13 protein-coding genes are annotated in these 12998 nt (G+C 65.8%); 7 read left to right on the top strand and 6 right to left on the bottom strand.

The window, feature by feature from the left end:
* Positions 1-170: 170 nt before the first annotated feature.
* Positions 171-431 carry a hypothetical protein gene (locus BMX78_RS20130; protein ID WP_091423589.1) on the top strand — a complete coding sequence of 87 codons (261 nt, stop codon included), beginning with the start codon at positions 171-173 and terminating at the stop codon, positions 429-431.
* A gap of 144 nt (positions 432-575) precedes the next feature.
* Here the strand turns inward: BMX78_RS20130 and BMX78_RS20125 are convergent, their stop codons facing one another.
* Entirely contained in the window at positions 576-3104 is a 2529-nt protein-coding gene (locus tag BMX78_RS20125) for an ATP-dependent DNA ligase (protein WP_502686316.1), read from the bottom strand.
* Between the two features lie 82 nt (positions 3105-3186).
* On the opposite strand from BMX78_RS20125, the gene ku reads away from it, so the two are divergent.
* The 3 genes from ku to BMX78_RS20110 all read left to right on the top strand — a co-directional run bounded on the left by ku (position 3187) and on the right by BMX78_RS20110 (position 5843).
* A complete protein-coding gene (gene ku / locus BMX78_RS20120; RefSeq protein WP_091423585.1) occupies positions 3187-4329 on the top strand; it encodes a non-homologous end joining protein Ku in 1143 nt (380 codons plus the stop codon).
* Between the two features lie 235 nt (positions 4330-4564).
* Positions 4565-5422 carry a class I SAM-dependent methyltransferase gene (locus tag BMX78_RS20115; RefSeq protein ID WP_091423584.1) on the top strand — a complete coding sequence of 286 codons (858 nt, stop codon included), beginning with the start codon at positions 4565-4567 and terminating at the stop codon, positions 5420-5422.
* The gene (locus BMX78_RS20110) at positions 5412-5843 is read left to right on the top strand and encodes an SRPBCC family protein (protein WP_091423582.1); all 432 of its coding nucleotides are present in this window, start codon (positions 5412-5414) and stop codon (positions 5841-5843) included. The genes BMX78_RS20115 and BMX78_RS20110 overlap by 11 nt, the downstream gene beginning before the upstream one ends.
* A 169-nt stretch (positions 5844-6012) precedes the next feature.
* Here the strand turns inward: BMX78_RS20110 and BMX78_RS20105 are convergent, their stop codons facing one another.
* The 5 genes from BMX78_RS20105 to BMX78_RS20085 all read right to left on the bottom strand — a co-directional run bounded on the left by BMX78_RS20105 (position 6013) and on the right by BMX78_RS20085 (position 10779).
* Positions 6013-6291 (bottom strand): HPr family phosphocarrier protein, encoded by a 279-nt coding sequence (locus BMX78_RS20105; RefSeq protein WP_091423580.1) that lies wholly within the window; start codon positions 6289-6291, stop codon positions 6013-6015.
* A gap of 64 nt (positions 6292-6355) precedes the next feature.
* On the bottom strand, positions 6356-8437 hold the full coding sequence (locus tag BMX78_RS20100) for a PTS fructose transporter subunit IIABC (protein ID WP_091423579.1): 2082 nt from the start codon (positions 8435-8437) through the stop codon (positions 6356-6358).
* Positions 8438-8439: 2 nt separating this feature from the next.
* A complete protein-coding gene (locus tag BMX78_RS20095; protein WP_091423577.1) occupies positions 8440-9459 on the bottom strand; it encodes a 1-phosphofructokinase family hexose kinase in 1020 nt (339 codons plus the stop codon).
* Positions 9456-10262, bottom strand: coding sequence for a DeoR/GlpR family DNA-binding transcription regulator (locus BMX78_RS20090; RefSeq protein WP_091423575.1), 807 nt, complete (start codon positions 10260-10262; stop codon positions 9456-9458). The genes BMX78_RS20095 and BMX78_RS20090 overlap by 4 nt, the downstream gene beginning before the upstream one ends.
* 259 nt (positions 10263-10521) lie before the next feature.
* Positions 10522-10779, bottom strand: coding sequence for a DUF6458 family protein (locus BMX78_RS20085; RefSeq protein ID WP_091423573.1), 258 nt, complete (start codon positions 10777-10779; stop codon positions 10522-10524).
* Between the two features lie 313 nt (positions 10780-11092).
* On the opposite strand from BMX78_RS20085, the gene BMX78_RS20080 reads away from it, so the two are divergent.
* The 3 genes from BMX78_RS20080 to BMX78_RS20075 all read left to right on the top strand — a co-directional run bounded on the left by BMX78_RS20080 (position 11093) and on the right by BMX78_RS20075 (position 12940).
* Entirely contained in the window at positions 11093-11731 is a 639-nt protein-coding gene (locus BMX78_RS20080; protein ID WP_091423572.1) for an alpha/beta hydrolase, read from the top strand.
* A gap of 257 nt (positions 11732-11988) precedes the next feature.
* Positions 11989-12198, top strand: coding sequence for a hypothetical protein (locus BMX78_RS22875; protein WP_139205041.1), 210 nt, complete (start codon positions 11989-11991; stop codon positions 12196-12198).
* Entirely contained in the window at positions 12191-12940 is a 750-nt protein-coding gene (locus BMX78_RS20075) for an HAD family hydrolase (protein ID WP_091423570.1), read from the top strand. The genes BMX78_RS22875 and BMX78_RS20075 overlap by 8 nt, the downstream gene beginning before the upstream one ends.
* Positions 12941-12998 lie beyond the last annotated feature (58 nt).

Raw genomic sequence — 12998 nt, 5'->3', positions numbered from 1 at the left:
TGGCGGGGGTTCACAGGTGCCCGGCGGTTCCCTAAGGTGGTGCCATGGGAACACTTTCTTAGGGCAGGCGGACGCCTGCGGCCTGGCGGTTGCCGGCCACCCACAGTCGCACGGGCCTTGCCGGGCCCCACTTTGGTAACACTTCATTTCATCGCGGAAAGGAAGAACAAATGGCTGACGAAATCACCCGAAAAAACCTGGCGCCTGAAGTCGCTGACCACCTGGCGGAGGCAATGAAAGCCCCCGATATGCCAAGCGCAGCGGTTCCGGCCGTCTCCATGGACTCAGGTGCAGCGGGCTCCTGGCCAGATGGCAACGGGAAGCGGCGGCACCCCAAGGAACGCGGGGCCGGTCACGGACGCATGGGGCAGGGGGCAGCCGTGACGGCGGTCCACCGCACCAGCCGGCCGCAGATGCCGCACTCGTCCTAGGAGCACGCGCGTTTAGGACACACGTCCATGACGGGAAACGGCCGGGCGGCACCCACATTTCGGGGTCGCCCGGCCGTTTCGGTGTCCTGGAATGCGGGTCGCCCGGCCGTTTCGGTGTCCTGGAATGCGGATCGCGGCGCGGACTTACGCTTCCGGCACAACCTCTTCCGGGTCCTTGTCCAGCCGCCAGCCGCGCCATACGGGGTGCCTTAGACGCCCGGTCCCGGTCCACTCGCTGTAGGTCACCTCACCCACCAAGCGGGGACTGACCCACCGGGCATCGGCAGCATCTTCACGGGGGACGTCCTGGAAGGGCGACGTTTTCCGGGCCAGCCGGTCCACGGTTTGCCGGAGCTCGGTGAGTTCACGCCAGCTGAAACCGCTGCCCACCCTGCCCACATAGCGCAGGTTCTGCCCGTCCGGGATGCCCACCAGCAGCGATCCAACCGACCCCGCACGGGCGCCTTTCCCGGGCCGCCAGCCGCCCACCACCACTTCCTGGGTCTGGTCGAGCTTGAGCTTGATCCACGTGCGGGTCCGCTGTCCGCTGACGTAGCGGCTGTCGGTGCGTTTGGCCATCACGCCTTCGAGGCCAAGTTCCCGCGCGCTCTCGAGGATGTGTTCCACCGGCTCATCGAGGACCATCGACAGGTCCACCGGGCAGTCCGAAGGACTGAAGAATTGCTCCAGCCGGGCGCGCCGCCTGGCGAGGGGCAGCGTGCGAAGGTCCGTGCCGCCGTCGTTCAGCAGATCGAAAAGCATCAGCCGGACCGGGATGGCCCTGCGGGCTTTGGCGACGTCGGCGGGCCGGGTGAGCTTCATGCGGCCTTGCAGCTGGCCGAAGTCAGGCCGGCCGGAAGGTCCGACGGCGATAATCTCGCCGTCGGCGACGAACGGCTGGGGCGGCCAGCAGCCCCTGTCCGTAAACTCGGGGTAGGTCCTGGTGACGTCGTTCCCGTTGCGGCTGAAGATACGAATGGTCTGTTCGTCGGCCACGAGGATGGCGCGCACCCCGTCCCACTTGAGCTCGAACTGCCAGTTGCTGCCCTGCAGGTCCGCTGCTTTCCCGGACGTAGCCATCATCGGGCTGAAATCTTCAGGTGATGCTGCAGCGGCGGGGGCTTTTTCACCGGGCTGCCCGGATTCGCTGTCCGGCTCCACAACGGACTCCTCCGCAACTTCCCCTGCCCCACCCTCCGGGCTGGCCGCAGTCTGCTCATGGTCCGGCTCTTCGTCCCCCTCCTCCGGCTCCTCCGGCACGGCGGCAGGCCGGTGCCGGGTGCTCGGCCGGTCTTTGTCCATGAGGTGGATCAGCCACTGGCCTTCGGCATCCTTGCCCTGGCCGCGGCCGGTATGGATGAGAGCCACCTTCTTCGTCCCGCCCAGGCCGCCGCCCTCGGAACCGTGCAGGGTAACAATCACTTCCCGCCCATTGATCCACTTGTGCAGTTCATAGGTTCCCTGATCCCAAATGGTCATTTCGCCAGCACCGTATTCGCCCTTGGGGATGGTCCCGTGAAAGGTGAGGTAGTCCATCGGATGGTCCTCTGTCTGGACCGCCAGATGGTTCTTGCCTCCGCTTTCAGGGACGCCTTTCGGCAGCGCCCAGGACACCAGGACGCCGTCGTGCTCCAGCCGGAGGTCGAAGTGGAGCCGGCTGGCATGGTGCTCCTGGATAACAAACGCGTCCCCGCTGCCGGCCATGCCGCTGAACGGTTCCGGCGTGGCCTTGGGATCACGCATGGAGCGGTACTTGCCCAGGCGCGGGTCGCCGTCGTGATGCTTGTCCGGTACGTCCATGCTTTGGTCCGAGGCGCGGAAATTCGAGGCGCGGACGACGGCGGCAAACGGGTCAGTGCCGTCCTGCACCCGGCGCAGCACGGCCTGGTAGTCCAGATGCTTCAGTCCCGGCGAACCGATCTCCTCCCACGTCCGGGGAGCGGCCACCATCGGAGTGGGCCGGCCGCGCAGCGAATACGGCACGATGGTGGTTTTGGCCGCGTTGTTCTGGCTCCAGTCCACCAGCACCTTGCCCTTGCGCAGTGTTTTTTTCATGTCACTGACGGCCAGGTCCGGATGGTCCGCTTCCAGGGCGCGGGCCAGTTCGCGGGCGAACGCGGAGATTTGGTCAGAGGTCTGGCTCCGGTCAAGAGCGGCGTAGAGGTGGATGCCCTTGCTGCCGCTGGTCACCGGGACCGGGTCCAGTCCCACATCCTCGAGGATGCCGCGTGCCAGCAATGCGACTTCCACGCACTCCTCGAGTCCGGCGCCCGTGCCGGGGTCGAGGTCCAGGACCAGCCGGTCCGGATTCAGCTGGTTGCCGTGCGAATCCACCTGCCACTGGGGGACGTGGATTTCCAGGGAGTTGATCTGCCCGAACCAGGTCAGCGTGGCGGGATCATTCACCATGGGGTAGTGGATGGTCCGGTCCTTGTGGGTGATGGCCGCACGGGGAAGCCAGCCGGGGGCGGAGTCTTCCAGGTTTTTCTGGAAGAAGACCTCACCGGGCTTTTCTTCCGTTCCAACGCCGTTGACCCACCTTTTCCGGGTGGCCGGCCGGTTGGCTGCGGCGGGGATCAGGACGTGTGCCACGGCGGCGTAGTAGGCAAGGATGTCCGCCTTGGTGGTGCCGGTCTCCGGATAGATGACCTTGCCCAGGTTGGTGAGGGTCATTTCCCTGCCGGCAACCCGGACACGCTCCTTAGCGGCGGCCACAGGTCTTCACCTCCGGCGCTCCTTGCTGTTGACTTAGGGAATGAGAGCCATCTGGAAAGGTGCCATCGCGTTTGGCCTGGTCAACGTACCCGTGAAGGTCTACAGCGCAACCGAAGATCATGACATCAGTCTGCACCAGGTCCACAACGCCGACGGCGGCCGGATCCGCTACCAGCGCAGGTGCGAGGTGTGCAGCCAGGTCATCGATTACTCGGACATCGAGAAGGCCTACGAGGAGGACGGCAAGACCGTGGTCCTCTCCAAGGACGAGCTCAAGGCCATTCCAGCCGAGAACAGCCACGAGATCGAAGTGGTCCAGTTCGTCCCGTCCGAGCAGCTTGAACCCATGATGTTCGAGAAGAGCTACTACCTGGAGCCGGACTCCAAATCGCCCAAGGCCTACGTGCTGCTCAGGCGCGCGCTCGAGGACACGGACAGGGTGGCCATCGTCCAGTTCGCCCTGCGCGAGAAGACCAGGCTGGGGGCGCTCCGCATTAAGGACGACGTCCTGGTGCTGCAGTCCCTGCTCTGGCCGGACGAGGTGCGCGAAGCGAACTTCCCTTCGCTGGACGTATCCATCAAGATCTCTCCGCAGGAGCGGGACATGTCCGCGGCCCTGGTGGAATCCATGGCCGCCGATTTCGACCCCGAACACTTCACCGACGACTACCAGGTGCAGCTGCGCCAGCTCATCGAGGCCAAACTCGAGCAGGGCGATGCACTGGACACCGACGAGACCTTTGGTGTGGAGGCCGGTGAAGGCGGCAAGGGTGAGGTCATTGACCTGATGGAGGCGCTGAAGCGGAGCCTGGACCGGAAGCGCGGGGGAGGGGCTGGAACTGCTGCCGGCGACTCCGACGACACAGCCGGCTCCACGGAATCCGAGGACGACGAAGAGGCTGCTGCCAAGCCGGCGCGCAAGCGGGCTGCGGCCGGCAAAGCGACGGAAAGCAAGTCCGCTGAGACCAAGTCCACGGCCGGCAAGACCACCGCGAGCAGAGCCACCGCGAGCAGGACCACCGCCAAGTCCACGGACAGCAAGTCCACTGCCAAGACCGGTACCACCAAATCCACGGCCACCAAATCGACCGCTAAGTCCACAGCCAGCAAAACTGCCGACAAGCCTGCCGCGAAAACCGCTGCCGGCAAGGCAACCAGTACCAGGGCCCGCAAGCCGGCGTGACCATCGCGGTCCCGCCAGGAGCGCTACCTGGGTGCGTGCCATAGCTATGAAACTACTGAGCGTTCCGGCTTTGCGATAGCGGGTGTTCCCGTTCGTTGCCCCTGGCGCAGTGCCCGTTTCAGCTGTCCCTTTACAGCGAAGGCGGGCGCGTCCACAATGAGTCGCATCACAGCCTCCGCTGTGCCGGCAGCGCGCTGTTACTCACTGGGAACATTCACAGTAGGGAGGCACAGTCATGACTGAACAGGCTGATGTTCTGGAAGCGGACCGGGCGCTCAAGCAAAAGCACCGCGCCATGTGGGCCTCTGGGGACTACCCTGCGCTCGCGAGTGAGCTGCTCCCTGAGCTGGGGGCGATCCTCGTTGAAGCCTGCGGCATCACGTCCCGCCACCGCGTCTTGGACGTGGCCGCCGGCGCTGGGAACGCCGCCATCCCCGCCGCGATGATGGGGGCGAAGGTAGTAGCGAGCGACCTCACCCCGGAGCTGTTCGACGCCGGCCGCCACCAGGCCGCCGACCGCGGCGTTGAGCTGGAATGGAAAGAGGGGGACGCCGAGGCCCTGCCGTTCGGCGACGAAGAGTTCGATACCGTGATGTCCTGCCTTGGTGTGATGTTCGCGCCGCACCACCAGGCCGCAGCGGACCAGCTCCTGCGCGTCTGCAAACCGGGCGGCACCATCGGGCTGCTCAGTTGGACGCCGGAAGGGTTCATCGGCAAGATGTTCGCCGCCTTGAAGCCGTTCGCCCCGCCGCCGCCACCGGGTGCGCAACCCGCGCCGCTGTGGGGGAGCGAGGATCATGTACGCGAACTGCTTGGCAGCGGGGTCACCGACGTCAAGGCCCGCAAACAGTCCCTGGCCGTCCGCAGTTTCCACCAGCCCGAGGATTTCGTGCGCTACTTCAAATCGCACTACGGCCCCACCATCTCCGTGTACAAGTTCATTGCGGAGGACAGCGCCAGGGTCAAGGAACTGGACGCTGCGCTGACCGAACTTGCTGAGTCCTTCGGCGATGCCCACGGTGATTCCCCGTTCCAGATGGAATGGGAGTACCTGCTGTTGACGGCAAAGAAGGCCAAGTCCAATGCCCGGTGACTACCTTGCGGCGTCGGCCGTCACCATCGAGGCCCCGCCCGGCCGGGTGTGGGACGTCATCACGGATCCGGCGGCCACGAAGGAGTTTATGTTCGGCGCCGATCTCGCCACGGACTGGAGTGTCGGCGGACCCATCACCTGGCAGGGCACCTGGGAAGGCAAGGAGTACCAGGACAAGGGAGTGGTCCTCGACGTGGAACCCGGCCGGCGGCTGGTGTATACGCACTTCAGTCCGCTCACGGGCCAGGAGGACAAGCCGGAAAACTACCACACGCTCACCTGGACGCTGCAGGACCAGGGTGGCCGGACGCTGCTGACGCTGTCCCAGGACAACAACCCCACAGCTGAGGCCGCAGAGCACTCGCAGGGCATGTGGGACAAGCTGGTGGCGGACGTCAAGAGGCTGTCCGAGCGCGGCTGACCCACCCCCGCCCAACTAAGTAGCGCTAAGTGTCGTTATGAACGTTCATAACGACACTTAGCGCTACCTACTTGGACCGCTTAACGCCGGCAGCCGCCGTCGGACACCTCCCGGGGAAGGGAAGTCCGACGGCGGCCGCGCGGCTTTGGTGCCTGTGGCAGCGGGGCTTCTACTCGGCGTCGTGATCCGTTTCGAGGATCTGGACCAGGTGGTCCAGGGCGGTCTCAGCGCCGTCGCCCTCGGCCCGGAGGACCACTACGTCGCCGTGGGAGGCGCCCAGGCTCATGAGGGACAGGATGCTGGCAGCGTCCATCGCCTCGTCGGCCGGCTCGCCTTCGCGGGCGATGGTGATGTCCAGGTCGTACTCGCCGGCTGCCTCGGCAAAGATGGCGGCGGGACGGGCGTGCAGGCCCACGCGGCTGGCGACGGTTGCTGTGCGTTCTGGCATTTTTGCTCCTTTGTCTTCCGGCGGGATGGTTGGACGCCGGGTAGCGGTAGTGGGTGGGGAAGGGTCAGACGGTTGCTGGAACGGTCTCCACCGTAGCAGCGGTCTTCGGGGCTGCCCAGCGCTTGAGGGCCACTACGGCCAGGGCGCTGACGATGGTTCCGGCGATGATGGACAGGACGAACATCAGCAGGTTGCCGATCGCGAAGAACACGAAGATGCCGCCATGGGGTGCCTGCGAGGTGACGTTGAAGGCCATGCAGAGCGCGCCGGTGAGGGCGCCGCCCACCATGCTGGCAGGAATCACGCGCAGCGGATCTGCAGCAGCAAACGGGATGGCGCCTTCGGAGATGAAGGAGGCACCCAGCAGCCAGGCGGCCTTGCCGTTTTCACGCTCGGCCAGGCTGAAGAGCTTCTTGTCCAGGACGGTGGCCAGGGCCATCGCCAGCGGGGGCACCATGCCGGCGGCCATGACGGTCGCCATGATCTGCCACGGCGCCTGGTTGGTGGCGCTGCCTGCACTGAGACCGGCCACTGCGAAGGCGTAGGCCACCTTGTTGACGGGTCCACCAAGGTCGAAGCACATCATGAGGCCGAGGATGATGCCCAGGACCACGGCGGAGGCGCCGGTCATGCCGGTGAGCCAGGCGTTGAGGGCTTTGGTGAGGCCGGCGATGGGTCCGCCGAGTACCAGGAACATCAGGCCGGAGGCAACGATGGAGGCGAGCAGCGGGATAATCACCACGGGCATCAGGCCGCGCAGCCAGCGGGGCACCTGCCAGGTGCCGATGAGGTGCGCGATGTAGCCGGCCAGCAGGCCGCCCACGATGCCGCCGAGGAACCCGGCGCCCATGAATCCGGATACTGCACCTGCGACGAAGCCGGGGGCGATGCCGGGGCGGTCAGCGATGGCGTAGGCGATGTAGCCTGCCAGTGCGGGGACCAGGAACCCCATGGACAGGTTACCGATCTTGAACAGGACCGCGCCAAGGTAAATGGCCAGGCCGCCCTCGGGCAGGTTCCCGAAGTTGTTGGCCAGGACTACCTTGTCAGCCACGCTGGTGATGTTGTATCCGCCCAGCAGGAAGCCCAGGGCGATCAGCAGCCCGCCGCCGGCGACGAACGGAATCATGTAGCTGACACCGGTGAGCAGTGCGCGCTTGAGCTTCTGGCCGATGTGCTCGCCCTTTTCCTCTGCATCGTGCTCTGCCTGCTCTTCAGCCCCGAAGTGCGGGACACGGCGGGCGTTGGGGTTGTCGGCGGCGGCGAGGGCCTCCTGGACCATCTTGGCCGGCTCGTCGATGCCACGCTTGACAGGTGCGTTGATGACGGGCATGCCGGCGAAGCGTTCCTTGCCGCGTACGTCTACGTCCACGGCGAAGATCACGGCGTCGGCGGCGGCGATGACGGCGGGGTCCAGCGGCTTGGCGCCGGAGGAACCCTGGGTCTCCACCTGCAGGTCAACGCCGGCTTCCTGTGCGGCCAGGACGAGGGAGTCGGCTGCCATGTAGGTGTGGGCGATGCCGGTGGGGCACGCGGTCACGGCAACGAGGCGCTTGGGCCCCCGGGCTGCCGAAGCCCCGGTGGTTGAGCTGGTCGAGACCGAGCCCGCCGAAGAAGAACCTGCCGAAGCGCTGGCGGCAGCGCCGGCTGCAACACCGGCAGCAGCTGCAGGCGCGGCGGCGTGTGCCGCAGGCTTGTCAGCCAGCGCACCGTCCACCAGCTCAACGATCTCCTCGCGGGAGGTGGCGTTGCGCAGTGCTGCGGTGAAGTCCTTTTTGATCAGGGACCTGGCGAGCTTGGAGAGCAGCTTCAGGTGCGCCTGGTCCGCGCCGTCCGGGGCTGCGATAAAGAAGACCAGGTCCGCCGGGCCGTCCTTGGCGCCGAAGTCCACCTTGGGGTCCAGGCGTGCCATGGCCAGGGTGGGTTCGGTGACGGCCGCGGAGCGGCAGTGCGGGATGGCTATGCCGCCGGGAATGCCCGTGGCGGTCTTCTGCTCGCGGGCGAAGGCATCGGCGAAGAGGCCTTCGACTTCTGATGCGCGTCCGGTGGCAGCTACTTTGCTTGCCAGGTGCCGGATCACCGTCTCGGGGGAATTGCCCAGGTTCTGGTCGAGCTCGACCAGTTCCGTGGTGATGAGCTGGGTCACTGTCAATCCTTTCGAAGGGCCGTGATGGTTACGGCATCCGGGGTGGTTTGGTGAACTGCCGGGACCGTGGAGCCCGGCAGGGAGGCGGCTGCGGCACCGTGGGCCACCGCCTGACGAAGGCAATCGGCCGGGGCGGCGCCCTGGCCTTGGGCGAGCAGGTAGCCTGCAAGGGCTGAATCGCCCGCGCCGACAGTACTGACCGCGGCGACCGGCGGGTGCGTGGCCAGCCACGCGCCGTCGGCCGTTACCAGGACAGCTCCCTTGGATCCGAGAGTTGCCAGCACAGCACCCACACCGGAGCGTACGACGGCGGCGGCGGCTGCTGCGGCAGCAGCCGGGTCCGCTTCCAGTTCGTCAGCGGTGGCCGGTGAAGCGAAACCGGCTGCGGCAGCCAGTTCAGCCAGTTCTTCGGCGTTGGGTTTGAGGAGGTCCGGTTTTCCCGAACCAGTGCCCGCCCCCGCCAGGCCGTCGCCGGACGGACTATCGCTGGAGACGGCGGCGGCAAGAGGGGCGCCCGAGGAATCCACCGCGATCTGCGGGGCGGTTCCATCAGCGGCGGAGCGCAACCGGCGCGCCGCCGTGGCGTAGAAGTCGGCGGGGAATCCGGGAGGCAGCGAACCGGCCAGGACCACCCAACTGGCGCCGCGGGCGCTCTCCACCAGCAGCTTGATCAGTGCTTCCTGCTGGTTTTCATCCAGCAAGGGGCCTGGTTCGTTGATCTTGGTGGTCACGCCGCCGGGTTCGGTGAGCGCAACGTTGGTTCGCAGGGGCTCACCGATGGGCAGGGAAACGAAAGGCACCCCGCTTTCGCGCAGGCCGGCCAGGACGGGATCGCTGTCCGCGCCGGGGAGGACCGCAAGGGATTCGAGGCCGGAGGCCACCAGGGCGCGGGAGACGTTGACGCCCTTGCCGCCGGACTCCTGGCTGACGGAGACGGCGCGCTGCACTTCGCCCCGTTCGAGCGGGCCGGGAAGGGCCACCGTCCGGTCCAGGCTCGGGTTGGCCGTGAAGGTGACGATCATGCGATCACCACGTCCACGCCGGCGTCCTCAAGGGCGGCTGCGAGTTCCGGGCCGGGTTCGCTGTCTGTAATCAAGGTGTCCAGATCTTTCAGGGAGGCGAACTGGACCAGGGTTTCCGTGTCCAGCTTGGAGGAGTCGGCCAACACCACGATGCGGCGGGCCGAATGGACGAAAGCTGCCTTGACGGCGGCTTCCTCGGGGTCGGGAGTGCTGAGGCCAAAGGATGCGTGGATGCCGTTGGTGCCGATGAAGGCGATATCCGGCCGGATCCTGCCGGCGGCTTCCACGGTTGACTGGCCGACGGCCACCTGCGTGATTCCGCGGACGCGTCCGCCCAGGATGTCGAGGGCGATTCCGGGAATGCTGGAAAGCCTGCTGGCAATTGGAAGGGCGTGCGTGACGGCCACCAGATCGGCCCTGGGTCCTGTTCCGTCGGAAGGTTCGACGGCGGTACGCCTGGCGAGCAGGTCTGCCAGTACTTCGGTGGTGGTTCCGCCGTCGATCAGGACGCTGCCGGGGGAGGTCCGGGGGATGAGGGCCAGGGCGGCTTCGGCGATGCGGATCTTCTGGTCCGGCCGCTGGATGGCCCGTTCGGTGACGCTTTCCTCGGTGGTGCTGAACCGGTCCGCGGCCACGGCGCCACCGTGTACACGCCGGACGGTACCTGCGTTTTCGAGGGTGGCGAGATCGCGGCGGACGGTTTCGGTGGTGATGCGGAAGCGCTCGGCCAGGTGGGTCACGCTGACCCGGCCGGTGCCGGCTACAAGCTCGGCAATCTGTTGCTGGCGCTCCTCGGCGAACACGTACCCTCCGTTGCGTAAGGCTTGCTGTCAGTGACTGGCATCACATGATGTTGAGTTACTTGACTTTATCTTTGCTTCTGTTGGTTTGTCAATGGAAACCAACATGAAACAAAATCCAGGCCCAAGGTTGGAAGCCGAAAGGCCCTCGGCCGAAGGCTCCCCAGGGGATGCGAACCGTTTTGGGGAAACAAAAATGCCGGGCGGGACCAGTTCGCAGTGGTTCCGCCCGGCTTCCCGGGTTGTACGTGTTGGGGGCTGGTTAGAGACCGCCGTCCCGGCTTTCGTTCCTGGTGATGCGCTCGCCCGTATTCGGATCCACTACCGAGCGCGATTCGCTGACGCGGCGGCTGCGGCCGGGGGAGGCCAGGATCAGCGAAGCGATGAGTCCGATCACACCCACCACCATCAGGATGTAGCCGATGAGCACCTGATCCACAAAGGGGATAAGGCCGGGAGCAACCGCCCAGGCGAGAATGGCGCCGAGGGCGATGAGGAAGATGGAGGATCCGATTCTCATATGGTGCTCCTGTTGTGAGTGGGGGCACTTTCCTGGCCCCGCGGGAATTGCTAAGCATGCTGTCAAGCGTCACGCTACAGCTCCGTGGAGCGGTATTCAATGGTTCGAACGGGGCTTTCGGCGCTGATGCGGTTGGTGCTGGTGTGATTCCCGTTGCCTTTCCGGGCCCTTCTCCTGTCCCTGGCGCCCTTGGTATGACCGGCCGGTCCACTTTGGATGGATGGACGGCTGCCGCATGCCGCTTAACAGCTTCGCTCCGCCGGTGCGGCACGGCTTCAGGCTGCTTGCCATTCCGCCTCGCTAGGCTGGTCCGATGGAAACAGTGGTGTGGTCAAAGCCGGAGGGCGAGCGGGCGGGCACTCCGTTGCTGGTGATGATGCACGGCTACGGCACCGACGAGTCCCGGATGGTCCGGCTGTTTGAGTATCTGCCGGCCGAATTCACGTGCGCAGCACTCCGGGCTCCCATGAACATTGGCGACCATTACGGCTGGTTCCTGCTGGACTACTTCCTGGCTAACGACTTCGCTGACGTGATCAAGGCAGCCAATGCCGTCCAAACCTGGATTAACAGCGTCAAGGGCGAGCACACCAGCGTCAGCCTGCTCGGCTATTCCCAAGGCATGGCCATGGCCAGCACCCTGCTGCGCCTTCATCCCAAGGACTACCCTGCCGTTGTGGGCCTGTCCGGCTTTGTTCTCGAAAACGAACTCCTCTCGCTCACCGAGTCCTTTGATGCCCCGCCGCCCTTCTTCTGGGGGCGGGATAAGGCGGACCTGGTGATCAACGACGACGCGGTGGCGTACACCGAGGAGTGGCTCCAGGCGAACACGCTTCTCACCGCCAGGACCTATCCGGGTATGGGCCACGCCATGTCTAAAACGGAAATGGTGGATGTCAGCGCCTTCCTCCGCCACTACGTGCTCCGCCCCGGCGGTTCCTCCGGCTCTTAGCACTTCCGGGACCGACATAGCGAGACTTGCGTCACAAAGAGGGCTGAAGAAAAAACAGTTGCCAGCCAAATTTGTAAGCGCTTACACTCGTCTTCGGCCGCGTGCGCGGCCGTGAACTGGGCAGACACGGAAGGTGGTGCGGTGCGGATGCTTTGCGGCAGCCCGTTCAGGCGCATCATTGGTGGCTGCTGCGGCAGCGCCGGACGTCCGGCCGGCTTGTCCGGCGGCCCGAAACAGGCCCATGATGGTAGGAACAGATGGATCAGCAGGGCGCCGGCAAGGCTCCCCGGCGGGATGACAACAGGGACAACCGGGACAGCAGTTGGGACACCACCGCTGCGCATGTAACGCCGGCAGGCCCGCCGACTCTGCAGATGATCCGGGCACCGAAGCCACCACACCCCAGAAGCAACCCCGCCTTCGAGGCTGCCCGCCGTCTGAAAGGACACCGCACCACCCATGACTGAAAACACCGCCACAGACCATCCCGTCAACAGCCTCACCGCCTGGACGGGCGCCTCGGCCATCCTCTTTGACCTGGACGGCGTGCTGACCCCCACCGCAACGGTGCATGAACAGGCATGGCAGGAGTTGTTCGAAAGCTACCTCTCCTCCCGGCCGGAGGTCACGGGCTACAGCGAGAGCGACTACTTCGACCACATCGACGGCAAGCCGCGGTTTGACGGCGTCCGCGATTTCCTGGCTTCACGCGGGATAGTCCTTCCCGAAGGCCCCACAGATGACGACCCCGCCAACACCACTGTGCAGGGCCTGGGCAACCGCAAGAACCGGATTTTCAACGACATTGTCAGCACGGGCGTGGAACCGTTCGAAGGCTCCGTTCGCTTCCTGGAAGCCGTGCTGGAGCGCGGACTGAAGGTCGCCGTCGTTTCCTCCTCACGGAACGCGCCAGCAGTCCTGGAAGCGGCCGGCCTCAGCCACCACTTCCGTGTAGTTGTGGACGGCGTGGTGGCGGCCGGGGAAGGCCTGCCGGGCAAACCCAGCCCCGCCACCTACCAGTACGCCGCCCAGCTGCTGGGCCTGCCCAGTGAGGAATGCGTAGTGGTGGAGGACGCCGTCTCCGGTGTCCAGGCCGGAGAGGCCGGTTCGTTCCACTCGGTCATCGGTGTGGACCGCGGCGCGGGACGGCAAACCCTGCTGGACGCCGGAGCGACCGTGGTGGTCAACGACCTCGACGAACTCCTCTGACCAGGGCCCAGCCGGTTCCCCCATCCCGGCACCCGGACCCAACGAACTACTTAAGCAC

It is taken from the genome of Arthrobacter sp. OV608, from assembly GCA_900110595.1.
Lineage (GTDB): Bacteria > Actinomycetota > Actinomycetes > Actinomycetales > Micrococcaceae > Arthrobacter.
This window is presented reverse-complemented; position numbering and strand designations above follow the sequence as displayed.